Origin of the sequence: Candidatus Rubrimentiphilum sp., from assembly GCA_035710515.1 — a bacterium.
Classification (GTDB): Bacteria; Vulcanimicrobiota; Vulcanimicrobiia; order Vulcanimicrobiales; family Vulcanimicrobiaceae; genus Rubrimentiphilum.
The window spans coordinates 1052890-1077421 of the sequence record DASTDE010000001.1 but is presented as its reverse complement, the minus strand read 5'-3'; the positions used below and the strand labels follow the sequence as shown (position 1 = coordinate 1077421).

The following is a 24532-nucleotide window of genomic DNA, read 5'->3' as shown; positions in this document are numbered from 1 at the left end:
TATGCTTCGCCGCCTGTCGATTGCGCTGTTCAGCCTAATGCTGTCAGCGCTGCTGTTTCACGTGCAGTTGGCGGATGCGCTGGTCGTGCGCGGCGATGATTTTCTGATCCAGAATCGCTTACAAGCCGCAAGCGACCACTATGCGCGCGCGCTGTGGTTTGATGCGAGTTCCGCAAGCGCCGCCGACCGCTACATGTTCGTAGCTTTGCAGCGACGGTCGCCGGAACAGATACGATCCGCGATCCAGGTGGCAGACGCGTTCTTATCGGCGCGCGGGTTTGATTCTTCGATCCTTTTCGACCGAGCCATGTGCTATCTGAGGTTGAAAAAGTATCGCGCGGCACTGATGGATTTTAGGCGAGCCGCCTATACGACGCGCGATCCGCAAGTGTTTGTCTTTGCCGGCTGGACGGCTAAGCGGGCCGGGAGAAGGGCGGAAGCCGTTGGCCTGTGGCGCGCCGCACTGCGCTTGCGCTCCCACTACTTGCCCGCGGCTGCCGCGCTGGCTGAACTTCAACGATGAACCCGGCTCTGGCATTGGCGCTTGGCGGTGCCGCAGACGCAGCGTTGATGAGCGCGGCGATCTCGGCATGTAAACGGTGCGGCATCCGCAAAAAGATCTTAACGCCTTGCAGCGGAGTTGTGCTAAGCGCGTGCTGGTTGGTTCAGTCCGTGTTTTCAACCCGCACAAACTCGTTTTGGGAATCGGCCCTGGTGCTCGTGTTGGTCGGGTGCCTCGCGGTAAGCGCCGTCACGGATCTTGCCGCGGGATATATCTTTGACTCGGTAACGCTATCCGGTCTGGTCGCGGCGTCGCTTATCGGTATGATTGACGGCCGCTTCGCGCCAATTGCGGGAGGCGCGTTTTTGGTGTCGGGCGCGATTCTCGCACTGCATGCTGCCTCGCGCGGCCGCGGCATCGGTTTGGGTGACGCGAAGCTGGCGGCATGCGTCGGCGCATTGCTCGGGCCAAGAAATGGTTTGAGATCTTTGGGCTTCGCGTTTGTTCTTGGCGGAACGTACGCAGCTGTGCTGTTGTTGTCGCGGCGTGCGCGGGGGAAAGAGACCGTGCCGTTCGCTCCGTATCTCGCGGCGGGCGCCTTCATCGAGCTGGCTTTACAAAGCGCATGAAGACTCAATCGCTGCCGCTGGGTGTAGATATAGGAACGGCCCGCTTGCGTGTGGCTCACGCCGTGCGGCAACGAAACGGCCGCTGTCTCCGGGCGGTGGCAACGAGAGACGTGCCGGCGGGCGCAATAAGCGCCGGTGGCGTCAGCGATGTGGAGTATGTCGCCGCCCTGCTCGAGGATGCCGTCGCAGAACTCAACACAGCTGAAAGGCGGTGTATTGCAGCTATCGGCATGCCGGCAGCATCGTTGCGAACATTGGCGCTTCCTCAGATGACGGCGATCGAGCGCAGTCGAACCGCTCGATTCGAAGCTGCGCGACACGTCGACTACCCGATTTCGGAAGCGGTAGTTTGCCTGCGCCCTGTTGACGGTCAAGGGCGCTTGTGGGCGCTCGGAATCGCGCGTGCCAGTGCGGTGCAAAGCAAGATGTCGCTGTTGCGTCGCGCCGGCCTTCGTCCCTTGAGTTTGGACGATGAAGGATGCGCGATGCGGCGCGCGTTTCCCACATTCGACGGCATTCTGGATATTGGGCATCATCGCTCGACGCTGTATGTGAAAGGTTCACTAGACGCTTTCCAAACGCAGCATGGTGGGGCCGCAATAACGGCCGGAATTCAGAACGACCTCAGACTCGACGAGCCAACCGCCGAAAAACGAAAACGTATTCTCGGGACCGCGGGCGCCGGGGAGCGTGCGCGCCAAGCTTTAGTGGGCCATCTGGCTGCACTGATACACTCCGCAAAACATGCATCGCCTGTGAGGCGCATCGCGGTTGTTGGCAACGGCGCGCGGCTCCCGCACATTATTCGTGATGTCGAGCAAGCGGGCGGCGTGCATTGCGCGCTCGCGGTGAGTCACGTGTTTAACGGCGAACCGTATGCGGAAGACGTCGTCGCTTCCAGCGCGGCGGATTGGACGCTAGCTGCAACGCTCGCGTCGGGTGCCACCGATGACGTTTGATTATCTCGGGAGGCGATGGAATCTGCGGACCTTTCTCCGCCGTTCGGGCATAACGAGGGGCGCGAGGACTTCGATCGGCGCCCTGATATGTTCGTGCATCGTCGTCGCGGCCTCGTGGGCCATTGAGGCTAACCGGCTGCGCGAGAGTCTGCAGTTTGAACGCAGTTTGGCAGACCGTTACGAAGCGCAGACGCGCACGCTTGCCCAGGCGAACGTTTACAGCAATAAAGTACAGAATCTTGTACGATTGGACCGGCGCATACGATCCATTGTCGGCTCGGGCACGTCTACGGCACGCAGGCTGGCGGCTATCGCCGGCGACCTTCCCGCGAACGTCTGGCTTACGTCCGTCGTGCCCGATAGTCTTGGCCTGGCTGTCGAAGGGCGCGCGCCGAATCTGGCAGCTCTCGGCCTTGCCTTACGGCAGATTTCTCGCGATCGCTCGATTGGAGATCCGGCGCTAATGAGTGCGCAAGTGGAAGATGGCGCGGCTCCGGATCTCGCCGTCAGATTCACGATGCACGTTACCGATGGAAGCGTTTCGAGTACCAATGCGTTTCCGTGACGGATCGGGCCCGGTTTGGATGTTCGCGAGTCTGGCCCTGATCGGCGGATATTACGGCATCACCGCCCGCTACGAAAACGCGCTGGAGGGAACCTCGGCGGCTGCGCACGAGCTTCAAGCGCGCATCGCGATAAACGATCGAACGCTGACGCGAAGCGCCGCTCTTCGCGGCCAGGAGCGGATCGCCCAAAACGACCTGGCGCGGCTGTCGCGAGAGAACCGTTTGCCACGTTCGACCGCGGAGCTGCTCGAACGCGTTGCGACCTTAGGCCGCCTTTTTGACGTGCGGGTCGTTTCGCTGACTGCTCAGCGCGAAAGTGTCGCACCCGCCAAAACACCGGAAAGCCTTTTGGCAACGCAGTTCACAATGGAAGTCCAAGGCGAGTTTGCCTCGCTGCTCCATTTCATCCAAGACCTTCCGCGGCGCAAGACGCTCATCGGCATCGATGGAGCGCAGCTCGCGGTTAGGACATCTGGCGCTCAGACGCGAGCCACGCTCAGCGCCACAATACATGCAACGCTCTATCGCCTCGCGATCCGGTGAGGGCGATCTTTGCGGCAAGCGCGATCGTGATGGCACTGCTCTTGCCATTGGCCGCGCATCCGTCACCGGATGTGAGCGTACCCGCAGTCGTCGGCGAAGGCCAGCCGGGAGCAAACTTGCGCGGGAGTCCGTGGAGGGAAAAAGCGGTTTTCGTTCCACGGGATCCGTTTCTCCCGGGTGGGGCGGCGCTACGCACGCCTGCCGCAGCCGTTCCAAGTATTGATCGGAGCGCGCATGAGGCCGCTTCTGGGATAGCACTTCGCGCGATCGCTTTCGGAGACAATTCGCGCGCGCTCGTTGACATCGGCGGCGTCACGCGGATAGTAGGTGTCGGCGACGCCGTTGGTTCGCTCCAGGTCGCCTTTATTGGCATGGACCGAATTCAATTGAGCGACGGTGAGACGGTGACGCTGGAGGAAGAGCCATGAAGAGTACTCTGACCGCGATTGTCTTGGTGGGCGTCCTCGTTGCGTCGTGCCGAGCTCAGGCGCCGACCATTACAATTGATGTTCACGACGCGACCGTTGCCGAGGTTCTGTCACTGTTGGCAGCCGAATCGGAGACGAACATTATCGCGGACAGCTCCATCAAGTCCGATCGCATAACGATGCGGCTCGTGAATGTCACCTTGGCGCAGGCCCTACGTGCCGTAATGGAATCGCGAGGTCTGGTGCTGCGGCGCGTGGGACCGGTTTCGATCGTAGGCGCGGCCGATTCGACAAGCCGGCGCGATGGGACGCGTGTGTATCCGCTGCGGTACCTTCGGCCAAGCGAAGTGACTGCTGCGCTGAAAGCCGTTATTCCGGATGCCGGCATCGTGGCAGACGACGCTCAGAACGCCGTTATCATAAAAGCGTCTGAAGATTTGCAACGCCAGGCTGCCGAGGTGCTGTCCGGAATGGACGTGCCTAGCGCGCAGGTGCTTTTTGAGGTGCGTGTCGCGGACGTCCGGCCTGTTAACGACCAGAGCGATATCGGCATCCAGTTGGGCGGCTATGACCTAAGTGGACAACCGATGTCGGGCGCGACGACGTATACGTTCGCGCGGAACTCGCTCGCGATCAATGCGAGGTTAAATGCACTAATCAGTTCAGGGCACGCACAGATCCTTGCAACGCCCAAACTCTTAACCCTCAACAACCATGAAGCCGACCTCCTTATCGGTGAGACGTATCCGGTCGTGTATTACGATGCCCGGCTCGGAGGTCAGCAGGTGCAATTCGTAGACATCGGGGTGAAACTTCGCTTGACGCCTACGATCGGCAGCGACGGAAGCGTGACTGCCGAAATGCATCCGGAATACAGTGCGATTGAAGGTTTCGTCGGTGGTTATCCCGTGCTTACGAATCGCAAGGTCGATTCCAAGCTACGAGTTAGAAATGGAGAAACTATCGTGTTAGGGGGATTGCTGCGCGACATCGATGCGGAAACGATGACGAGGGTGCCGGGCCTTTCCTCGATTCCCATCATTGGAAAGCTCTTTCAAGACCGGCAGCGAACGCACCAGCGCGATGAGGTAGTGTTCTTGATCACGCCGCACATTCTGTCATCCGGCGGCGCGTTACGGCCGTGAGCGGCGAAGCTTGCGCTAACCCATCATGTTCGGTATCATGGTTACCTGAGCTAAGGCCGCGTTGGGGCGTGTTTCGAGTCCTTGTTTACATCCACGATCATCCACCGCCCCTGTTCACGTCAAATGCGGTAGCGGGTTTGTGACGATACGTCTTTTCGAGGGAACTGTACAGCAAGGTAAGCATCGAAATATGAATCGAGCAGATAGGGCGAGGGCCCAGAAAATTGTCTCAAGCCGGCTATCGGAGTGCTGGGCGCTTTGGAGAAAGTTCCATGAGTAAGTTTCCCAGTCTCTCCTTGGAGAATATGGCACGAGCGGAATTCTTTGAAAACCTGGAGCTCAAACGAAACCCAACCTCGATTCGGTATGTGTCCACGGACGATTCGTTGCGGATCACTCTAAAAGGCGGCACTGAGGTGCTGATACCAAGAAACATCACGGTTTTGCGGGACCTACCTAGATCCGCCGTAAAGTCTATCAAACTGTCGCGCGCCAAAGACAGCTTTGAGCTCTCTGAGTATGACGTGCACATTTCGCCGCTGGGAATGTTGCGAAAGGCCATTTTTGGCGACGATCCCTACGCGCGCGCGGGTCGCGTAACTTCGCCGGCAAAAGCCAGGGCCGCGCGCCGGAACGGCGCTAAGGGCGGCCGGCCAAAGAAGAAGGCCGCGCGGCGCTAAGGGCGGCGAAGGCGGGTGGTGCGAGGCGCGACCACTAAAACCCGGAAATGTTCCGTTATCTTACCGCGGGCGAATCGCATGGGCCCGCGCTGGTCGGCGTCCTCGACGGACTGCCGGCGCGATTGCATGTAAACGTCGAACGGATCAACGCAACACTTGCCAGACGGCAAGGCGGGTACGGCCGCGGCAACCGGATGAAGATCGAACGCGACGAGGTGGAGTTTCTCGCGGGGCTGCGAGGCTCTTACACGTTAGGTTCACCCATCGCGGTGATGATCCGCAACCGGGATTACGAAAACAACCGTCAGTTGATGGACCCGATCACCGGCAGCGGAAAGGAGTTAACCAATCCGCGGCCCGGTCACGCAGATTATGCCGGGGCCCTGAAATACCGTCAGCGAGATTTGCGCAACATCTTGGAGCGCGCCAGCGCCCGCGAAACCGCGATGCGTGTGTGCCTCGGCGACATCTGTGCCCAGTTTCTGGAAGCGCTCGGAATTTCGACGCAATCGTACGTTCATCGCATCGGCCCTGTGGAAGCGGCGGAGGTCGATGACTTCTCCGCGGAAACCGTCGAGCAGAGCGAGGTTCGGTGCCCGGATCCCAAGGCGGAAGCTGCGATGATTGCGGCAATCGACGCCGCGAAAGCGGCAGGCGACACACTTGGCGGGCAATACATCGTTCGGGTAAACGGGATGCCCGTAGGAATCGGCAGCAACCGTCAACCGGAAACGCGGCTGGACGGAGTGCTCGCGGGCGCAATCATGGGAATGCAAACCGTAAAAGCGGTTGAGGTCGGCCTCGGCGCGGACGTAGCCTCACGCCCGGGGTCGAGCGCGCACGATCCGTTCGCTCTTGATGACGCACAGGTCGTGCGCACGAGCAATCGCGCCGGCGGTATCGAGGGTGGGATGAGCAACGGGCAAGCAATCGTTCTGCGCGTGAGCGTCAAACCGATACCAACGCTTATGCGTGCGCTGCCGTCGGTGAATCTGCAAGAGAAGACTGCGGCGCCGGCGTCAATCGTTCGTAGCGACGTTTGCGTTGTTCCGGCCGCTGCCATTGTGGGCGAGGCAATGGTCCGCCTAGCGCTGGTCGCGCCGGTGCTCGAAAAATACGGCGGCGACTCGATCGAAGAAACGATCGATAACCTCCGCCGAAGCACTGCAGCCGCCGAGGCACTGTTTGATCGAACCGGCAATGCTCCGTGAAATGCTTTGGAAACGCGGGTTAGATCATGAAACGGTTTATTGCGTTGACGGGCTTCATGGCCGCGGGGAAATCGACGGTCGGCAAAAAGCTCGCGCGGCGGCTCAAAATTGAGTTCTGCGACCTCGACGACCTGATCATTGAACGATACGGATCCATCTCCGGAATCTTTGCGACGCAAGGAGAGGCGAAGTTCCGCGAGTACGAATGCGAAGTGCTCGAGCAGCTCGTCCAAGACAAAGCGCCGGCGGTGATCGCGCTAGGTGGCGGAGCAGTAACATACGCGCCGTCGCTGTCGCTGCTGAAGAAGAACGCCTATCGCGTCTTTCTCAAACTGTCGCCGGCGCAAACACTCATGCGAATCCGGCGTGCTACGAACGCTCGGCCGTTACTTGGGTCCGCTCCGAAGGCATCGGAAGTGGAGGCTCTGTATGCCCGGCGGTTGCCGCTCTACTTGGATTCGGATCTCGTCGTCGATACAGAACGTATGAGCCCCGCCCGCGCTGCAGATGCCATCGCCGATTGGATCCGCCGCGAAAGTATCACGTTGTGACGAGCGAGGCGACCGAGAATCGCGATCTCGGCTACCCGATTCTGGTAGCGCCCTCGATCCGGCGGCCTTTCGCCGATTTCATTGCGGCGCGCGGCGATCGCTTCGCCGTCCTGTGCGACGCGAACGTGATGTCGTATGCGGCGCAGTTGACTCGCGGCTTGCGCGGCCGGATAGCGCTCGTGCCGGTGCGGCTAGGCGAACGGCGCAAGCGGCTTTCAACGGTTGAGGAGGTGTTGCGAGCTCTGGTTCGCGCCGGAGCGGACCGCGGCACGCTGATTGTGGGCGTGGGCGGCGGTGTGGCCGCCGATTTGTTCGGGTTCGCCGCTTCAATATATATGCGCGGCGTGCCGTACGCGCACGTTGCGACGTCTCTCGTCGCGATGGTAGACGCGGCCATCGGAGGGAAGACCGGCGTAGACTTGCCCGAGGGAAAAAACCTGGCGGGAACGTTCAGCAGCCCGGTTGCGGTGTTCGGGCACATCGACGCGCTGTACACCCTGCCGTATCGCAATCTCCGCGAAGGTCTCGCCGAGATGGTAAAGCATGCGATCATCGAAGGCGGCGAGCTTTTCGAAAGGCTCGAACACTTGGCGCCGCACGCGTTTTGGCGCTGGCCGTGGGAGAGCGTGGTCGCGGACTCGCTGAAAGTGAAGACGATGATCGTCGCAGACGATCGGCTGGAGCACGGAGCGCGCGAAATATTAAACTTGGGTCATACCTTTGGTCACGCGATCGAGCGCGCGTCCGGATACCGCGTTTCGCATGGTGCAGGCGTCTCAATTGGTTTGCGCGCGGCTGGTTTGCTGGCCTTGCGAACCGGGCGCTTTTCGCGCGACGAGCACTTGCGCGTGCTTACGCTGCTGACCCTCTTGCGGCTCCCAACCTGCACGCGCCGCTCGCCGGCCGCAATTCTATCGGCGATGTCTGCCGATAAGAAGAAACGGGAGGGACGGTTGCGGTTTGTGGTACCACGCGCGATTGGCGACGTCGAGTACGGCGTCGAGGTGAGCCCGGCAGCAGTGAAAGCGGTACTCAAACGCATCGGGCAGCTCCCGGGAGGCGCGGAATTCCGCTAGTTCGTTCGATCGACGCGCTCGCCGCGATCCGTTCGCCCCGGTTCGATTTGCCGTTGAGCTATGATGCGCGCGATCTAGAACTGCGGATCGGCGACGTCGTCCGCGTTCCGCTGGGCAGCCGTGAACACGTGGCCTTCGTTGTGTCGGAACCGCGGACGGTGGAAGCGGACCGCCCTTTGCGTGCCGTCAACGCGCACGCCGGCGTGCCCCGGGCCTTTGACGAGATTGGGTTGCAGCTTGCGAAGTTCGTCGCGGCGCATTATCTGTGTACGCTCGGCGAAGCGCTGTCTACCGTCGTCCTGGCGGGCGCAGTGCCGCGCACGGTCGACACGTTCGTGCGTGTCACAATGCAACCGGACCGCGAGCGCTTCGCGTCGGTCCCGGATCGGTTGCTGTCGCTCATATGGGATGATTTGGCCGAGGGCTTTTCGCTCGATCAATTGCTCCGCCACCCTGAAGCTCGCCGCGCTGGCGACCGGACCGCGCTGCTGCGCTATCTGAATGCTCTCGTACGCGCCGGCGAGCTTCGTCGCGAGCGCCGGTTTATCGATGCGCGCACGCACGAATATCGCATTAAGGTCTTGCATCCGGGCGACGGCGCGATAAAAGGTCCGAAGGCACAGGCCTTACTCGAATTCGTGCGTGCGCAGCCCGGCGTTCCGCGCGCTGACGCGCTACTGGCCGGCTTTTCTACCGCCATCATTGCGCGCGCCGTAAAGGCTGGAGCAATACGAGAAGAAGAGATCGTTCCGGCGCGCGCGCCGCGCCGCGAAACCCTGCCGCCGCCGGTCTTTGATCCGACGCCGGAGCAGCGTTCGGCCATTGACGCGTTATCGGCGAAACTTGCGCGCCGCGAGCATTCGGAAGTGCTGCTGCACGGAATTACAGGAAGCGGAAAAACGTTCGTTTATATTGAGGCGATCAAAGACGTGTTGCGCTCCGGCGGCCGGGCGATCGTCCTGGTTCCGGAGATCTCGCTGACACCGCAGATCGCGCGCCGCTTCGAGCAAGCCTTCGGCGAACGGGTTGCGGTGCTGCACTCGGCGCTTTCAGAACGCGAGCGTTTCGATGCGTGGCAAGCCTGCGCAGGTGGCGTGGTAGATGTGGTTGTGGGTGCCCGCAGCGCGGTGTTTGCTCCCATGCGCGACGTGCGTCTGCTGGTAATCGATGAAGCGCAAGAGACGTCGTACAAGCAAGACACGTCACCGCGCTATAATGCCGTTCGCGTCGGACGCGAGCGCATGCGGTTGGAACAAGGTGTACTCTTGCTCGGCAGTGCGACGCCGCCGCTGGAAAGCTATGCGGACGTACTGGCGGGTCGCGTTGAACTCTACGAACTGCCCAAACGCGCAACGGGACAGGAATTACCGGTCGTGCGCATTGTGGACATGGCGCAGGAATTCGAGGCGGGTAACCGGCGGATATTTAGCAGCAGCCTATCGCAGGCGCTCGATGACCGCATGCAGCGCGGTGAGAAGAGCGTGCTCTTCGTCAATCGTCGCGGAAGCGGCAATTTCTTGTTGTGCCGGGCCTGCGGAAACGTGCCCGAATGCGCGCGCTGCAGCGTCTCGCTTACCGTGCACCGCGCGGAAGGATTACTGCGCTGTCACTACTGCGACGCGCAGCGTCCGATCCCAAACGCTTGCGAGAGTTGCGGCAGCGAGTCCATTCGCGAGCTCGGCGTCGGAACGCAGCGTGTGGCCGAAGAAGTGCAGCGCCTATATCCGGCCGCGCGCGTGATCCGGATGGATAGCGACACGACCACGCGTATCGGCGATCACGCCCGCCTGCTGGACGCATTTGGCGAAGAAGGCCACGTGCTGGTCGGCACGCAGATGGTCGCCAAGGGGTTGGATTTCCCCGCAGTGACGCTCGTCGGCGTCGTGGCCGCCGACATCGGCCTGCATGCTCCGGATTTTCGCGCCGCCGAGCGCACGTTTTCATTGATCATGCAAGTGTGCGGGCGCAGCGGCCGGGCTCGGCCCGGGGAGGCGATCGTGCAAACGTATTCGCCGAAGCATCCCGCGATCGTACGAGCGGCGGCACACGATTACACCGGCTTCGCGCGGCAAGAACTGGCAGACCGCATCGCGCTTCGCTATCCGCCGGCCTGCGAGCTGCTGTATCTCGGCATATTCGGCCGCAATCGCCCGCAGGCGCTGGAGCAGGCTCGCAAGTATGCCGCGGCGCTCGAAACCGCCGGCGTGGGCGAAGTCTTGGGACCGGCGCCGTTTCCGATCGCGCGCCTGAACGACGAGTGGCGCTTCAGAATCGCACTCAAAGGAATGCAGGGCGAGCCGATGCGGGGTGCGGTGCGTGCGCGTGTACAGCCGCTGGCGCATAAGACCCATACGACAAGGCTTGCGATTAACGTCGATCCGTGATGTGATGGCTGGATGAACGTAAACAGCGCGGCCTGGCTGCCGCTGGTGTGGCTCCTGGGCGGAATCATCGTAGGCCTGATCGTGCAGTTCGGGCTGCTGCTTCCGTTGCGCCGGATTGCAAAGCGCCAGGGTTGGGAATCTGTCGCGGCGATCGCTGAGATCGTCGGCAGCGTTACGGTCTTGTGGTGCGCACTCGCCGGCGTGTACGTCGGCCTCGGAAACGTTGCATTGACTCCGCGAACGGGACTCTTCGTCGACCGCATCATCTCGGCGCTGGCGATTCTGTCGGTGACCTGGGTATTAGCGCGTTTTCTGGCAACCGCTGTTACGGCTTATGGACGGCAAGCGGACAAACGCATGTTTTCCGCCTCGCTCTACGCCAACGTCGTGCAGGGCGCGGTGCTGGTCGTCGGAATCGTGACGGTGCTAAGCACGTTCGGCGTCGCAATCGCGCCGCTGTTAACTACGCTTGGGCTGGGAGGGCTGGCCGTCGCGCTCGCGTTGCGCGATACGCTCGCAAATCTCTTTTCCGGCGTGCACATCGTTGCATCGCGTCAGATACGCCCGGGAGATTTCGTGAAATTCGACTTCGGTGTTGAAGGCGAAGTCACCGATATCCAGTGGCGCAGCACGACGCTCTTGGATGCGCAAAAGAATCCGGTGGTTATTCCGAACGAAAAAGTAGCCGGGTCGGTGCTCATCAACTACTCCCTCGGATCGCCCGAGCAAATTATGGCCGTGACTGTGACGGTTCCGTGGAAAGGAAACTATCACGAGCTCGAAGCGTTAGCGAGCCGGGCATCACGGGGCGCGCCCATAACGCTAACCGGGGTAAATGAAGCGAGCTTGGAGGTCACCGCGTACCTGCCGGTCGAGAGCGTACAAACGCGGGCTTCGGCGGCCGCCGAATTCCGGCGGCGGATCTATGACGCGGTTCGGACTGCCAACATGGGAGACCGTACTACGACGGCGAGCTAGGCTTTTTTCTTCGAAGTCTTGCGGGCAGCCGTTTTCCTGGCGGGCTTCTTGGCGGCCGCGGCCGGAGCGGCGGTCTTGGCTGTCGCTTTGGCAAGCCGCGATTTCTTGCGCGCCGCCTTGTTCGGGTGAATGATGCCCTTGCGCGCGGCTTTGTCGAACTGACCCTCGACTTCTTGCACCATCTCGCCGCCGGTGGTCGCGGCCTTCTTGTAGAGGGTCTTCAGTCGCGTCTTCACGTCGAGGTTGCGGGCGCTGCGGCGCGCGGTTCCGCGCATCCATTTTTCGGCTGCTTTGATGTTAGGCACGAGGCGGAGTATAGCACATTTCCAGGATGCGGCGGTAGCTTTCGTAGCGGCTCGGAGCGATGCTGCCTGCCCCCAGCGCCGCCTTGACCGCGCAAGCGGGTTCGTTCAGGTGGCTGCAGTCGGTGAAACGGCAAGCGGCCGCGTGTTCGCGCAGCTCCCGGAAGCTGTGAACGAGTTCGGCCGGCGTCACTTGACCGAGTCCAAATTCGGCTACGCCGGGGCTATCTATAAGGAAGCCGGCCGGCAGCCGATAGAGTCTGGCAGCGCTGGTGGTCTGCTTGCCAAGCCCGGCACTCGAGAGTTCACCGACCACGGCCACGCCGCCGAGGGCGCGGAAGATCGAGCTCTTGCCGACGCCTGAAACGCCGGCCAGCATTGAGTGCCGCCCATCGAGCTTAGCTCGAAGCGCGTCCATGTTCTGACCTGTCTTCGGATTGACGACCAGCGTGTCGTAGCCGAGTGACTCGTAGAGCGCGGCAAGCTCCTTGCGAAGGCTCGGCGCGGCGCGATCGGGTTTGGTGAAGATGACGATGGCTGCGATTTCCTCGAGCTCGGCGTACGCCAGGAGTTGATCGAGCGTCGTCAGGCGCGGCGGCGGATCCGCAAGCGACGTGACCGTCACAAGCGTGTCGACGTTGGCCGCCATGACTTTCGATCGCCCCTGCGCGATCCGGCGTTCGAGAATCGCCGTGCGCGGCAGAACGCGTTCGATAAGCGCACTGCCGTCCTCGAGCACTTGCGCTTCAACCCGATCGCCTGAAACCGGCATTTCGCGTTTTCCGCGCGCGCGTTTGAGCGTGGCGATGCGAGGCTGCTGTTCGCCGTCCAACGCCACCCAGGCGACGTTCTTGCCGATGCCGAGCACGAGGCCCGGGAAGAATTCGCTCACGCGGCTAACGGTTGACACACCGTGAATTGGGCGAGAACCGTGCGTTTTGACGGCACGATTGATGAAACGCAGCGCAAGAAGATGGCAGCATCGCTGCCGTCCGGCGCATCTTTGAATGTTGCCCAATCGCAGGCCGGCATACGGCGGACGTATGGTCTCGTCGAGGGCCCGGCGTCGCTGGAACCGGCCGAGGCCGAAGCCGGCTTGGCGCAAGCGAAGTGGTACGACGGCGCGATCATCGCCCTTGCAATTGAACCAACGCCCGCGGATGCCTTGCCTGCAATCGAAGCAGCGCTGAGCGGGGACGGAATGCCTGCGGGCGTACTGGACTGCGCGATCTCCGGCGGCTCGGTAGTCGTCGAGTTTCGCCCCGAGCTCACGTCCCCGGCGCTCGTTCTGGATTTGGCGGATGTGGAGCTGCGGAGGTTCCACGGCTGGCGCAAAGTCGCGTTATTGAATCCGCTGCCGGTCTCGCTCGTTGCGCAGATTGCGTCCGCCGGGCTACAGGCGCCGGAGATCGCGGTCGATCGGATCCTCGAATCGCTGCTGGAGCAAAGCGGTGTGGAGTAATCTCTGGCATTCGGTCGTCTTTACCGACGTGGTCGACATTATCGCGACCAGCGTCTTGATCTACTACTTGGTGCTGCTCATTCGCGGAACGCGCGCCGTGCAAATCCTCACCGGCGTATTGGTGCTGGTCGGTTTGCTCGGCCTGGCAAATGTTCTGAACTTGCTGCTCCTTGGCACAATTCTCAAGCTCGCGCTGCTCGGTGCGGCAGTCTCGCTCCCGATCATTTTTCAGCCGGAGCTTCGGCGCGCGCTCGAACATTTGGGGCGCGGCGGGTTCTTTCGCTCCGATGATGCCGAACGGCAGAATCGCGCCGAGGATCGCACCATGTCGATTCTGGCGCGGACCGCATTCTTACTTTCGCGCGAGCGGACCGGCGGGCTAATCGTCATCGAACAGCAGACCGGTCTCAAGGAGTTCGTCGAAAGCGGCACGACTTTGAACGCGACTCTTTCCGCCGAGTTGCTGGTCTCGATCTTTTCGCCCCGATCGCCATTGCATGACGGAGCCGCCATCGTGCGGGAAAACACAGTCGAGGCCGCCGGCTGCCTACTGCCGCTGGCGGAGCAGTCCACTGGAGATCGCCTGGGCACACGTCATCGCGCGGCGCTCGGCCTTTCGGAGCAAACCGACGCGGTCGTGATCGTCGTCTCCGAAAGCGGTAGCGTAGCAGTGGCGCGGGATGGAAAGCTTACGCGCGCGATCGAGGAAGAGCCGCGACTGTTTCGTTTTCTGTTAGCGTCGACACGGTCGCACCGCGATCCGGGAGCGATCCGGCGCGATCTCGTTCGCAATCTGCGCGCGCGATTGACCCCGCCGCGCAAGACCGCTTAAGCGGCCATGTTGCAGGTTCTGCGCCATAACTTTCTGCTGAAAGTTCTCTCGCTTTCGCTGGCGATCGTCGGATGGGCATATTTCCGCTTTATAGGGAATGCGATTCTGCCGCCGTTCGAGCAGCATATGAACGTCCCAATCACTGCGGCCAACTTGCCCGCGGGGCTGATCGCTACGTACGTTGACAAAACCGCCAGTGTCGCAATCCTTCCGAAAACCGGCGAACCGCCAATCAAGCCTGAAGAGATCAAGGCCGTGCTCGATCTTTCGAATCGCAGCGCCGGCGTCTATAACGTTCCTGTTCAGCTCGTCGCGCCGAACGTTGTCGTGCAGTCGCTCAGCCCAGCCTCGGTGTCGCTCACGATCTCGAAGATGGATCAGCGGACGTTTCCGCTCGCGATTCATTATGGCGGTCAAGGCAACGCCGTCGTGAGCCGTTTTACGCTGACGCCTTCGAGCGCCGTGGTGCGGGGGCCGACCGAATCGCTGGCCCAAGTGGCCACGGTTCGCATCGACGTGCAGCTGGTAAACGGCAAAGCCAAGCTGGATGCCATGATCAGGCCGGTCGCGGTAAACTCCGCCGGCCAAGAGATTTCCGACGTGCAAGTCGTGCCGAACCTGGTCCGCGTGCAGGCGCAGTTCTTGCCGGGAACGGCTTCGGCGCATGGCCGCTAGAGAGCGGCTCTTCGGCACCGACGGCATTCGCGGTGTCGCCAACGTCGATCTGACACCCGAGTTTGCGTTTTCCGTTGGGCGGGCCGGGGCTGCCGTGCTCGCAAGCAGCAGCGATCGTCATCGCCCGATAGTCGTGGGACGGGACACGCGGCTCTCCGGCCCCATGCTCGAGGCCGCTATTGTAGCGGGCATCACTTCCGTCGGGCGCGACGCGGTCACCGTCGGAATCGTGCCGACGCCGGCCGTCGCGGCGATAACCGTGCGAACTGGTGCGGCCGCAGGCGTGATGATCAGTGCATCGCACAACCCGATCGCTGACAACGGCATCAAGTTTTTTGGCGCCGATGGCTTTAAACTGTCCGACGAAACCGAGGACGAGATAGAAGCGCTGCTTCACACGCGCGACGAGCAGCCGCGGCCGGCGGGCGAAGACGTCGGCGTTGCCAAGAACGCAATGAATCTCGGCAAATACTACTACAAAGAGTTGTACGCGGGCGCCGAGAGTCTGAGCAATCTGACGGTCGTCGTTGACGCCGCCTTCGGTGCGGCCTACGCGTATGCGCCATATGCACTACGCAAGCTCGGCGCCACCGTGCTGGAGATGAATTGCGAGGACGACGGCTCGCGCATCAACGTTGAATGCGGCGCCACCGACCTGCGCGCGCTTGCCCGGCGCGTACGCGAGCTGAACGATGCGGACGGTAACGTTGTGGGCGTCGCTTTTGACGGCGATGCCGATCGAGCGTTGTTCGTGGACGAGACGGGTGCGATCTGTAACGGCGATCACGTTATGCTGATTCTCGCGCTGGATCTTCAGTCGAGAGGGGAGCTGACGCGCGATACCGTCGTGGGCACCGTGATGAGCAATTTCGGGCTGGAGAAAGCGTTGAACGCGCACGGCATAACGCTGCTGCGCGCCGCCGTCGGCGATCGCTACGTGCTGGAGAAGATGCGTGAAGGCGGCTATGTCTTTGGCGGAGAGCAGTCCGGGCACATCATTAATTTGCGTAACAACACCACCGGCGACGGACCAAAGACGGCCATCTCACTCTTCTCGGTCATGGCAAGCAGCGGAAAGACTTTACACGAGCTCGCAAGCGAGCTGGCGGTCTTTCCGCAGATTCTGCTCAACGTGCGGACCGATCGCACCGAGGTGCTCGAAATGCCCGAAATTCGTCGAGCCATACAGGAAATTGAAACCAACTTAACCGGAACTGGACGTTTGCTGGTGCGTCCGTCTGGTACCGAACCCCTCATCCGTGTTATGGTCGAAGGCGACGACCGGGACCGAGTCGAGGCGTACGCGCGCGACTTGGCCGGCCGTATAGAAGCGGCGGTGTCTACACTTATGTAGGCCCCCGCCGATTACTATGAAAAGCGCCGCATAGGACCCGGGGAGGGAAGCCTCGTCTGGGGGGAAAGTAAGGCGCTAAGCATGCCGGCCATAGCAGGCGCGGCATCAGAACCTGCCAGGTAATCACTGAGTCCGGATTGGCCCGGAACGGGGGATTCAACGGTGGGGTGAATGGGCCGGTCGGCCCTAGGGCGATCTTTCACGTCCGAACCCGTCAACTAACCCCGCAAGTGTTTTGAAAGAGGAGCAGTTCTTGCGTTATCTTTTAGCAACCGGGGCATTGGCGTTTTTAATCGCCGGGTCTAGCGCATTTGCGCAGGCCGCTCCAACGGCGGTCGTGTCGTCCGCCTCCTATAGCCCCGACGTCGCCCAGTGGACCGGCGTCAGCGCCCATCAGAGCGCCCGCCACCACCAGATGACCCGGTTTGCGAGCCGGCTGTTCGTCCGGACAGCCCGCATCGCCAAGAGCCTGACCCGCAGCGCCCTGCGCTTCCTGGGCACCCCGTACGTCTTTGGGGGGACCAGCGGCTACGGCTTCGATTGCTCCGGCTACGTGCAGCACGTGTACGCGATGCTCGGAGTCCACCTCCCCCGAACGGCCGACGCCCAGTATTACTCGGGTAGACGGGCCGTGGGCGGCGTAAAAGCCGGGGACCTCGTGTTCTTTCAGACCTACGAGCGCGGTCCATCGCACGTAGGCATCTATATCGGCAACGGCCACTTCGTCCACGCTAGTTCGAGCCACGGCGTGATGGTCAGCAGCCTGTCGGACTCGTACTGGTCGGCGCGCTACCTCGGCGCAAAACGCGTGATGGCAGTCCACTAAGAGACGCCTTTAAGGATACTGTAGACCGGGCGCCCTCAAAGGGGGCGCCTTTTCATTTGCCGTCATTTGACAGGAACGCTAGGCGGGAGCCATAATCCAGGTCGCGCCGATGGGGCGTAGCCAAGCGGTAAGGCAGCGGGCTTTGAATCCGCCATGCAATGGTTCGAATCCATTCGCCCCAGCATTTTGGCCTTAGCGGCATGGGAGGGGTCCTGAGCGTCAACTCGCTCCACGTCACCAACGGCGACTCGGTTCTCTACACCTGGAAGAAAGCGGGTCTGCTCGGCACGCATCTCGCCTGGCGCGACGTACTGAACGAAGGGCCGGTTCCGGCAGGTCTTTCGCTTGAGGAGCTTAGCCGCGTGCGCGCACAGTTTCTATGCGATCGCGGATACGGAAACCCGATAAAGATCCACCACGACTTCGAAAAGCGCGACGCCATTCTGCGCCGTGCGAGGGAGTTCGACGAAGTCGTGTTGTGGTTCGAGCACGACCTCTTCGACCAACTGCACTTGTTGCAGATTCTTACGGTGCTGCGCGAGATGGGCATGGGGTCCGGGAGCGTGCAGGTGGTGCAGTCGGATCAATACCTCGGCACGCTGCTCGCCGATGAGTTAATGGCATTGCTCGCAAAGCGGCGGTTCGTAACCTCAGCTACCTCGGACAGCGCGGCGCGCGCGTGGGCCGCATTCACGAGCACTACACCGGCGTTGCTGCAGTCAGCGGCTGCCGAGAATTTCGCCGGTCTGCCGTTTTTGCGCGATGCATTCCGGCGTTTGAGCGAGGAATATCCCGCGATGGCGAGCGGGCTTTCCCGGTCGCAAAAACACGTTCTGGAAGCTGCCGCGCAAGGCACCGCGCCCGCCGAAGAGATCTTCCGCCGCGCTCAGGCGAGAGAGGAAGCGGCCTTCATGGGTGATTCGGCCTGTTACCGGGTGATCGCCGATCTCAGCGCGCAGCCCGCACCGCTATTGGCGGAACTTGAAAACGGTTACGACGTGACAGTTCTAGGCCGGCGTGTGCTCGGCGGCGACGCGGACTGGCTCGATCAACAGCCGTTGAATCGCTGGATCGGCGGCGTGCATCTCACATCGGCACACCATTGGCGCTGGAACGATGCCACCAACGCGTTCGTAGAGCGAACCGAGGAGACATCGTAAGCAAGGCTATCCTCGCAACCTACGAGAAGGCGAGTCTCGTGCCGCAAGAGCCGCTCTCCGTAGAGATTAGGCCGGAACACGATGGTAACGCGATCGTGTTCAGTTTGCGCGGCAGTTTGGATTTTGAAACCTCGCCGTCGCTGCGCGCCGCCATGCTCGAGGCGGCGGATCAGGGCAAGCACGATATCCTCGTCGACCTCTCGCAACTCGAGTTTTTGGATTCAAGCGGATTGGGCGCGCTCATCGGCGCGCACAAACGCGCGCTGGAAAATGCCGGCCGGGTGCGCGTGATTATCTCGACCGGAACGATAGCAAGGTTATTGACGATTACCGGCCTGATGGACGTGCTGGCGGTTTACCCTTCGATAGAAGCGGCGCTCGAGGATCGCGACCGGCTTATTCCCTCTGTGTAGTTCCGGTAGGCGTCGTCGAGCAGTTCGACGATATGCCTGACCTTTGCGTTGCTTCCGGCTTGCTTTAGGCCGGCCGAGACTTGCATCGCGCAGCCTGGATTAGCCGTTGCCACGACGCCCGCCTGAGTCTCCATTGCGTTGGCGACCTTACGATCGCGCAAGCGGCGCGACATGACCGGTTCCGTCAGGTTATAGATGCCGGCGCTTCCGCAACAGACCGAGCTTTCGTTCATTTCGATCAATCGCAGGCCGGGAATTTTCGCAAGCAGCCGCCGCGGCGCGGCCGCGATGCGTTGCGCGTGAGCAAGATGGCAAGGGTCCTGGTAGGTGACGATTCCCTCGACGACTCCAAGACGAGGATCGATTCCGATCTGATCCAAGAATTCGAGCACGTCGCGCACGTGCGAAGAGAAATGTTCGGCCCGATCCGACCAGCGCGGATCGCCTGAAAGTAGCTCGCCATACTCTTTCAGCGCCGAGCCGCAACCGGCCGCGTTGATGATGTAGTAGTCGGCGCCGGACTGCTCAAACGCGGCGATATTACGTTTGGCCAGCTCTTCGGCGAAGGCCGGCTCGCCGGCATGCACCGCGATTGCGCCGCAGCAGCCCTGACCGGACGGCACGACGACGCTGCAGCCATTCCTGCGCAGCACGCGAACCGTCGCTTCGTTAACTTCCGCGAACGCGACATGCATCACGCAGCCGGCGTGCAGCATCACTGTGTACCTTGCGTTCGTCGCGTCAAACCGCTGATCGCGCGGAACAAAATACCGTGAGGAGATAGCCGGCGCAAAGGACTCCGCTTCATCAAGACGCAGCAGCCGCAGGATGCGCGTCGCGCGGACGAGACGTTGCAGGCCGGAGCGCTGATAGAAACGGAGCAGGGTCGCTACAAAGCGCATCAACGCGAGATTCCCGAAGAGCGCTTTGATTGAAAACCAGCGGCCAACGCGGGAGAAGAAGCTGCGCTTGGGCGATTTGGCCTGTTCGATTCGGGCGCGCGCCGATTCAACCAGGACGCCGTACTGCACGCCGCTGGGGCAGACCGCGGCGCAGGCACGGCAATCCAAGCACTCGGACATCTGGTGAACGAAGCCGGGCGAGAGCGTGTCGAGATGCCCTTCAGCCACGGCTTTCATGAGGCTAATCCGGCCGCGGGGACCCGATGTCTCGGTGAGCGTTTCCATATAGGTGGGGCAGGTCGGCAGGCACAGGCCGCAGCGGACGCATTGGTTATAGAGCGCGGCCTCGATCATGCCGCGCCTTTCGGCGGCCCGAGTTTGATGTCCGCGAAATACCGGAGTTTTGCCGGCGATTACTGAACAGACAGCACCGTGCGAAATAAGGTAACAATCGTAGGTTCCGGAAACGTCGGCGCCACCGCGGCCCACTGGCTGGCGGCGGAAGAGCTTGCCGACATCGTCCTGGTGGATATCGTCGAGGGCGTCCCGCAAGGGAAGGCGCTCGATCTTTTACAGTCCATGCCCGTCGAAAAAAGCGACGTCAGCGTCCTCGGCAGCAACGATTACAAGGCGACGGCGGATTCCGACATCGTGGTGATCACGGCAGGTTTCCCGCGTAAGCCGGGGATGAGCCGCGACGATCTGGTACGCGCGAACGCCGAGATCGTTGGGACGGCGACGGAGCAAGCCGTCAAGTATTCACCGGATTGCATTTTGATCATCGTCACCAACCCGCTCGACGCTATGTGCGAAGTGGCGCGGCGCGTCAGCGGTTTCCCACGCGAGCGCGTGTTGGGAATGGCGGGCGTGCTCGATTCAGCGCGGTTTTCTACCTTTATAGCGGCCGAACTCGGCGTCAGTGTTGAAAACGTCTACGCATTCGTGCTTGGGGGACACGGCGACCAAATGGTGCCGCTCCCTCGTTACAGCACGGTGGCCGGCATTCCGATCACCGAGTTGATGGACAAAGCGACCGTCGATCGCTTGGTCGAACGCACCGCCAAAGGCGGCGGCGAGATCGTCAATCTGCTCAAGGCGGGCAGCGCGTACTATGCGCCGGGGCGATCGATCATGGAGATGGCTGAAGCGATCTTGAAGAACAAGCACAAGATACTGCCGTGCGCCGCATATTTGCAAGGCGAGTTCGGCATCAAGGATCTCTTTATTGGCGTACCGTGCCAGCTTGGCGAAAAAGGTTTGGAAAAGATCTTCGAGATCAAGTTGACGAGCGAAGAACACGCCGCGCTGCACAAGAGCGCCGAAGCGGTGGAGTCGCTCGTGAAAGTATTGCCTTAGATGGATTACGCGGGCGGCGAGCTGGAGAGCGTCCATATCAGCGTGACCTCACCGGCGGGAGCCTACAGCGTTGGGAACGCCTCGTTTTTCCGGTACATCGTCAAGCTCACCGGAGCCGGCTTGCATCTGCACGCGCACGAGCAGGAAGCGCTTACGATGCTGTCCGCCATCCCGCATGCATTTTTCGATGAAGAAGAAGATCCGCAATCAGGCCTCGGCTGGCGCGTCGTTCCACCGGCGACTCTCGACGACTGGCCGGTCCTGGAATCCACGCCGCAGCGATTTCGCGCCGCATTACAGACAGCGCGCCGCATTCTGTGGGAGCAGGCTGAGCCGGTCGGCGTCAGCGCCAGCGAGATCGTGGCGATAGAAGACGAACTCGACGAGCTCTTCTCGGTGCTGCGCGGCGCGGAAGAGGCCGGTTTTCCCGTAAACGTCAGCTACGTCAGCTAAGGCAATTCTGCGGCTGCCGCTGCGCGGTGCCGGCGGCGAACCGATCGATTTCGCGCGGACGCTTCGATCGCACGGCTGCGCGGAGCTCCCGCCCGCCGAGATCCCGGAAGACAACTCATACTACCGTGTGCGTCTGCGAGTAGATGGCAGCGTTCGTGTTGTAACTATACGCCCCGCCGGCGGCGAGCTCGGAATCGAAAGCACCGGCCGTTTGAGCAAAGCTGCGAAAACGAAGCTCACCGCGGACGTGCGGCGCATGTTTCGCTTGGAGGAAGACTTCGTTCCGTTCTATGCAGCGATTGAGAGCGATCCGCAGCTCGCGTGGGCCGCGAAGGGCGCAGGCCGGATGCTGGCGTCGCCGACCGTGTTTGAAGACCTCATAAAAACGATCTGCACGACGAACTGCGCTTGGTCGGGAACGGTGCGCATGGTCACCGCTCTCGTGGAGAAGCTCGGCGAGGGTGCGTTTCCCGAGCCAAGCACGATGGCGCGAGCGCCGCTGAGGTTTTATCGGGATATTGCGCGCGCGGGGTATCGGGGCGCATATCTCAAGACCCTGGCCGCAGACGTTACCGCGGGAGATGTGGATCTGGAGGCGTTGCGCCCCGAGTTCGGGCTGCCCGACGACGAGGTGGAGAAGAAGCTGTTGGAGCTGCCCGGAGTGGGACCATATGCTTGCGCGCACATCATGATGCTGCTGGGGCGCTATCATCGCCTGATCTTTGACTCGTGGACTCGCCCCGCGTACCTGCGCTTTAGCGGTAGGCGCCGCGCCTCCGATGCAACGATCGCCCGTGCCTTTCGCGGATACGGGGCCTTTGCCGGACTCGCGTTCTGGCTGACGTTGACGCACGGCTGGGTCGCCGAGGAAAGCTAGGAACTCGGCGTTTTTCGCCGGAAGGGGTGAGCCCCTCGAGAGGAGCTTTAGCAATGCATTCTTTTGCTTCAAAGGCTTCGGCGGCGTTATTGGCAGCCGGGCTCTTGTTATCGGCCGGAGCCGCCTTCGCCAAGGCGGCGAATCTCATCAAGAATGGCGGGTTCGATTCTGGACCGCAGCCGTCGTACTACACGATGTTTCCAAAGGGTTCGACCGCGATTCCCGGATGGATCGTTACGATGGGAAGCGTCGACGTCATCGGTCCCAACTGGCATGATGCCGATGGCGGAAAGAACAGCATCGACGTCGATGGAACGCCGGGGCCCGGAGCGATCGCTCAAAGCTTTGCTACGAAACGCGGCACAAAATACACGGTCTGGTTTGCCCTCGCCGGCAACCCCGAATGCGGTCCAACGATCAAACGGTTGTTGGTAACGGCTGGGGGTGCGAGCCGCCGCTATACCTTTGATACTTCACACACCAGCGATCCGCATATGGGCTGGCAGCGCAAGTCGTTCACATTTACTGCTGCTGCCGGCGCTCGCAGCACGCTGACGTTCACCTCGCTCGATCCCAAGGGCTCGCTCTGCGGCCCGGCCATCGACGCAGTACGCGTCTACTGATCGTCGTTTCTTAGGAGAAGAAGATGCAATTACGCGCTCTCGCCGTTCTTGGGATGATCGCGCTCCCGCTGGCGGCCTGCTCGGGAAACAACCAGCAGTCGCAGGCCACGGCATCACCGGAGGCCGCGGCAACCACCGTCGCGTCCCCGGCATCCGTTGCGACCACAGCCGCCGTCGCAGCTCCCGCGGCAGTAGCTACGGCCACGCCCACACCGAACCCAACCGCGGTCGTCAAGTTTACGGACATCAGTGGTATCTTCGCCGAACCTGCGATCAAACAGGAGGCGACGCTCGGTGTATTTGAGACGACTAGCGGCAAGTTTAATCCTTATAACACCGTGCCGCGCTCGGAGTACGTCCGCTGGCTAGTCCTCGCCAATAACATATACTTCAAGGGACAACCGGATAAGCAGATCCGTTTGGCAGAAGCCAACAGCAGTCAGAGCTTCGTCGATGTGCCCAAATCAAACCCGGACTTCAAATACATCCAGGGGATGGCGAATTCGGGATTTGTGATCGGCATCGACAAGAACCATTTCGCACCCGACCGTCCGCTCACGCGCGAGGAGATGATCGCGATCTTGATGTCGCGTGACGCGAATAGCTCGCCCTTGCCCAAAGCCGGACCGCCGTCGACATGGAACTACGCAGCGGGCGGCGGCACGCTTTCGGTGGACTTCACGGATCGGGACAAGGTTTCGAAACCATACTGGGGAGCGTTCCAACTAAATAACGGTTGGGGCAACAGTTACGCGCTCCAAGAGGTAAAACGGATCTACGGAAACACGAAAATATTCGATCCATTGAAGCCGGTAACCCGAGCCGACGTCGCGGTGGCGCTTCAGGTTATCGACCAGAAGAACTCGGCTAGTTTGTTAGGGATGTAGGAGAAGAACTCTCGGACGAAGTGCAGCCGCGAATGGAGTCCATGATATTCCGCAGGTCGTTGAACTTGGTCTCATGAGCTATGTTCGCCTCGGTGAGACACTGCGCGAGGGACTGAATTGTTAGCCGTTCTTCGTGGCAGACACGCTCTAAGAACATTATTGGGTCCTGCGCCTGCTCGGCAAGGCACCGCACTTGGCTGAAGACGGAACCCGTGAAATCAAACACGACGGCGATATTTAGGCCGCGAGGAATGATGACGAACTCGCGCCATTCAGGGTAGAGGGAAGTCTTGAGCAATTTATCAATCCGGGTTGTGCCGCACTCCACGAGCACTCCGAGATCCTCGGCCGCGACATCGTACCGTCCGGCGCCGAAATCTCTCTCAGCGTGAAGCTCCTGCGCCCCGCGCCTTCGAAGCCAATAAAGTGCCTGCCGCTTTTCGCGGCCCTGGCCATGGTCGGCTTCGTGATACCGGTGCCGGGAGAGAAGAGCGTCTAGCTCCTCCGCGATCGCCCTAGGCGGCTCAACAAGCCGAACCACGCGCGCTTCTACCAGCTTCTGCCTCCCAAGCGCGACGACTGCCAAGATGTCCTCCGTGGCGGACATCTGAGGCCGGCCACAGTCCAGGCCAAAAATCCATTCGAGGTCCAGCCAAGTAGCGTCGCCGCTGTTCCAGGCGGAAACCTTCGCCCGGTATTCCGCACGAACGCGAGCGTCGTAACGCTTAGAGAGAAGCACTATCCGAACGTCTGTTCGA

Annotated in this window: 29 protein-coding genes, 1 tRNA gene and 1 riboswitch; of the genes, 26 read left to right on the top strand and 4 right to left on the bottom strand. The window is 61.4% G+C overall.

Annotation, left to right across the window (positions count from 1 at the left end; all coding sequences use genetic code 11):
- The first annotated feature begins 1 nt into the window (after position 1).
- From VFO29_05515 to VFO29_05455, 13 genes are all read left to right on the top strand, one after another.
- The gene (locus VFO29_05515; GenBank protein HET9392957.1) at positions 2-523 is read left to right on the top strand and encodes a hypothetical protein; all 522 of its coding nucleotides are present in this window, start codon (positions 2-4) and stop codon (positions 521-523) included.
- Positions 520-1131 (top strand): A24 family peptidase, encoded by a 612-nt coding sequence (locus VFO29_05510; GenBank protein HET9392956.1) that lies wholly within the window; start codon positions 520-522, stop codon positions 1129-1131. Before VFO29_05515 ends, VFO29_05510 begins: the two co-directional genes overlap by 4 nt.
- On the top strand, positions 1128-2090 hold the full coding sequence (gene pilM / locus VFO29_05505) for a pilus assembly protein PilM (GenBank protein HET9392955.1): 963 nt from the start codon (positions 1128-1130) through the stop codon (positions 2088-2090). The genes VFO29_05510 and pilM overlap by 4 nt, the downstream gene beginning before the upstream one ends.
- The gene (locus tag VFO29_05500) at positions 2080-2655 is read left to right on the top strand and encodes a PilN domain-containing protein (GenBank protein HET9392954.1); all 576 of its coding nucleotides are present in this window, start codon (positions 2080-2082) and stop codon (positions 2653-2655) included. The genes pilM and VFO29_05500 overlap by 11 nt, the downstream gene beginning before the upstream one ends.
- Positions 2642-3199 (top strand): hypothetical protein, encoded by a 558-nt coding sequence (locus VFO29_05495; protein HET9392953.1) that lies wholly within the window; start codon positions 2642-2644, stop codon positions 3197-3199. The genes VFO29_05500 and VFO29_05495 overlap by 14 nt, the downstream gene beginning before the upstream one ends.
- The gene (locus VFO29_05490; GenBank protein HET9392952.1) at positions 3196-3627 is read left to right on the top strand and encodes a hypothetical protein; all 432 of its coding nucleotides are present in this window, start codon (positions 3196-3198) and stop codon (positions 3625-3627) included. Before VFO29_05495 ends, VFO29_05490 begins: the two co-directional genes overlap by 4 nt.
- Positions 3624-4772, top strand: coding sequence for a secretin N-terminal domain-containing protein (locus VFO29_05485; protein ID HET9392951.1), 1149 nt, complete (start codon positions 3624-3626; stop codon positions 4770-4772). Before VFO29_05490 ends, VFO29_05485 begins: the two co-directional genes overlap by 4 nt.
- A 224-nt stretch (positions 4773-4996) precedes the next feature.
- A complete protein-coding gene (locus VFO29_05480; protein HET9392950.1) occupies positions 4997-5452 on the top strand; it encodes a hypothetical protein in 456 nt (151 codons plus the stop codon).
- 47 nt (positions 5453-5499) lie between these two features.
- Positions 5500-6663 carry a chorismate synthase gene (gene aroC, locus VFO29_05475; protein HET9392949.1) on the top strand — a complete coding sequence of 388 codons (1164 nt, stop codon included), beginning with the start codon at positions 5500-5502 and terminating at the stop codon, positions 6661-6663.
- A gap of 26 nt (positions 6664-6689) precedes the next feature.
- Entirely contained in the window at positions 6690-7214 is a 525-nt protein-coding gene (locus tag VFO29_05470) for a shikimate kinase (protein ID HET9392948.1), read from the top strand.
- Positions 7211-8290 carry a 3-dehydroquinate synthase family protein gene (locus tag VFO29_05465; protein HET9392947.1) on the top strand — a complete coding sequence of 360 codons (1080 nt, stop codon included), beginning with the start codon at positions 7211-7213 and terminating at the stop codon, positions 8288-8290. The genes VFO29_05470 and VFO29_05465 overlap by 4 nt, the downstream gene beginning before the upstream one ends.
- Before the next feature lie 47 nt (positions 8291-8337).
- On the top strand, positions 8338-10674 hold the full coding sequence (gene priA / locus VFO29_05460) for a primosomal protein N' (protein HET9392946.1): 2337 nt from the start codon (positions 8338-8340) through the stop codon (positions 10672-10674).
- Between the two features lie 12 nt (positions 10675-10686).
- Positions 10687-11652, top strand: coding sequence for a mechanosensitive ion channel family protein (locus tag VFO29_05455; protein HET9392945.1), 966 nt, complete (start codon positions 10687-10689; stop codon positions 11650-11652).
- Here the strand turns inward: VFO29_05455 and rpsT are convergent.
- Both rpsT and rsgA read right to left on the bottom strand, forming a co-directional pair.
- Entirely contained in the window at positions 11649-11957 is a 309-nt protein-coding gene (gene rpsT, locus VFO29_05450) for a 30S ribosomal protein S20 (GenBank protein ID HET9392944.1), read from the bottom strand. The two genes, VFO29_05455 and rpsT, sit on opposite strands and share 4 nt — an antisense overlap.
- The gene (gene rsgA, locus VFO29_05445; protein ID HET9392943.1) at positions 11950-12846 is read right to left on the bottom strand and encodes a ribosome small subunit-dependent GTPase A; all 897 of its coding nucleotides are present in this window, start codon (positions 12844-12846) and stop codon (positions 11950-11952) included. Before rsgA ends, rpsT begins: the two co-directional genes overlap by 8 nt.
- A gap of 21 nt (positions 12847-12867) precedes the next feature.
- Between rsgA and VFO29_05440 the strand changes: the two genes are divergently transcribed.
- The 8 genes from VFO29_05440 (at position 12868) to VFO29_05405 (ending at position 18676) form a co-directional block, all read left to right on the top strand.
- Complete coding sequence (locus tag VFO29_05440) at positions 12868-13416, top strand: hypothetical protein (GenBank protein ID HET9392942.1); 549 nt, start codon at positions 12868-12870, stop codon at positions 13414-13416.
- Entirely contained in the window at positions 13406-14248 is an 843-nt protein-coding gene (cdaA, locus tag VFO29_05435; GenBank protein HET9392941.1) for a diadenylate cyclase CdaA, read from the top strand. Before VFO29_05440 ends, cdaA begins: the two co-directional genes overlap by 11 nt.
- Before the next feature lie 6 nt (positions 14249-14254).
- On the top strand, positions 14255-14923 hold the full coding sequence (locus VFO29_05430; GenBank protein ID HET9392940.1) for a hypothetical protein: 669 nt from the start codon (positions 14255-14257) through the stop codon (positions 14921-14923).
- Positions 14913-16277 (top strand): phosphoglucosamine mutase, encoded by a 1365-nt coding sequence (glmM, locus tag VFO29_05425; protein HET9392939.1) that lies wholly within the window; start codon positions 14913-14915, stop codon positions 16275-16277. The genes VFO29_05430 and glmM overlap by 11 nt, the downstream gene beginning before the upstream one ends.
- Before the next feature lie 114 nt (positions 16278-16391).
- A riboswitch (cyclic di-AMP (ydaO/yuaA leader) is annotated at positions 16392-16526 on the top strand.
- A 4-nt stretch (positions 16527-16530) separates the two neighbouring features.
- The gene (locus VFO29_05420) at positions 16531-17103 is read left to right on the top strand and encodes a C40 family peptidase (GenBank protein ID HET9392938.1); all 573 of its coding nucleotides are present in this window, start codon (positions 16531-16533) and stop codon (positions 17101-17103) included.
- A 110-nt stretch (positions 17104-17213) separates the two neighbouring features.
- Positions 17214-17285, top strand: a tRNA-Gln gene (locus tag VFO29_05415).
- Entirely contained in the window at positions 17262-18263 is a 1002-nt protein-coding gene (locus VFO29_05410) for a hypothetical protein (GenBank protein ID HET9392937.1), read from the top strand. The genes VFO29_05415 and VFO29_05410 overlap by 24 nt, the downstream gene beginning before the upstream one ends.
- 38 nt (positions 18264-18301) lie before the next feature.
- Positions 18302-18676 (top strand): STAS domain-containing protein, encoded by a 375-nt coding sequence (locus VFO29_05405; protein ID HET9392936.1) that lies wholly within the window; start codon positions 18302-18304, stop codon positions 18674-18676.
- Here the strand turns inward: VFO29_05405 and VFO29_05400 are convergent.
- Positions 18619-19932 (bottom strand): heterodisulfide reductase-related iron-sulfur binding cluster, encoded by a 1314-nt coding sequence (locus VFO29_05400; GenBank protein ID HET9392935.1) that lies wholly within the window; start codon positions 19930-19932, stop codon positions 18619-18621. The genes VFO29_05405 and VFO29_05400 overlap by 58 nt on opposite strands.
- A gap of 78 nt (positions 19933-20010) precedes the next feature.
- Between VFO29_05400 and mdh the strand changes: the two genes are divergently transcribed.
- The 5 genes from mdh (at position 20011) to VFO29_05375 (ending at position 23774) form a co-directional block, all read left to right on the top strand.
- Positions 20011-20934 (top strand): malate dehydrogenase, encoded by a 924-nt coding sequence (gene mdh / locus VFO29_05395; GenBank protein HET9392934.1) that lies wholly within the window; start codon positions 20011-20013, stop codon positions 20932-20934.
- Positions 20935-21387, top strand: a complete 453-nt coding sequence (locus tag VFO29_05390; GenBank protein HET9392933.1) for a hypothetical protein — start codon at positions 20935-20937, stop codon at positions 21385-21387.
- A gap of 211 nt (positions 21388-21598) precedes the next feature.
- A complete protein-coding gene (locus VFO29_05385; protein HET9392932.1) occupies positions 21599-22264 on the top strand; it encodes a hypothetical protein in 666 nt (221 codons plus the stop codon).
- A gap of 53 nt (positions 22265-22317) precedes the next feature.
- A complete protein-coding gene (locus VFO29_05380; protein HET9392931.1) occupies positions 22318-22887 on the top strand; it encodes a choice-of-anchor C family protein in 570 nt (189 codons plus the stop codon).
- A gap of 23 nt (positions 22888-22910) precedes the next feature.
- Positions 22911-23774, top strand: a complete 864-nt coding sequence (locus VFO29_05375; protein HET9392930.1) for an S-layer homology domain-containing protein — start codon at positions 22911-22913, stop codon at positions 23772-23774.
- Here VFO29_05375 and VFO29_05370 read toward each other — a convergent pair.
- Positions 23755-24513 carry a hypothetical protein gene (locus tag VFO29_05370; protein ID HET9392929.1) on the bottom strand — a complete coding sequence of 253 codons (759 nt, stop codon included), beginning with the start codon at positions 24511-24513 and terminating at the stop codon, positions 23755-23757. The genes VFO29_05375 and VFO29_05370 overlap by 20 nt on opposite strands.
- Between the last annotated feature and the right edge of the window lie 19 nt (positions 24514-24532).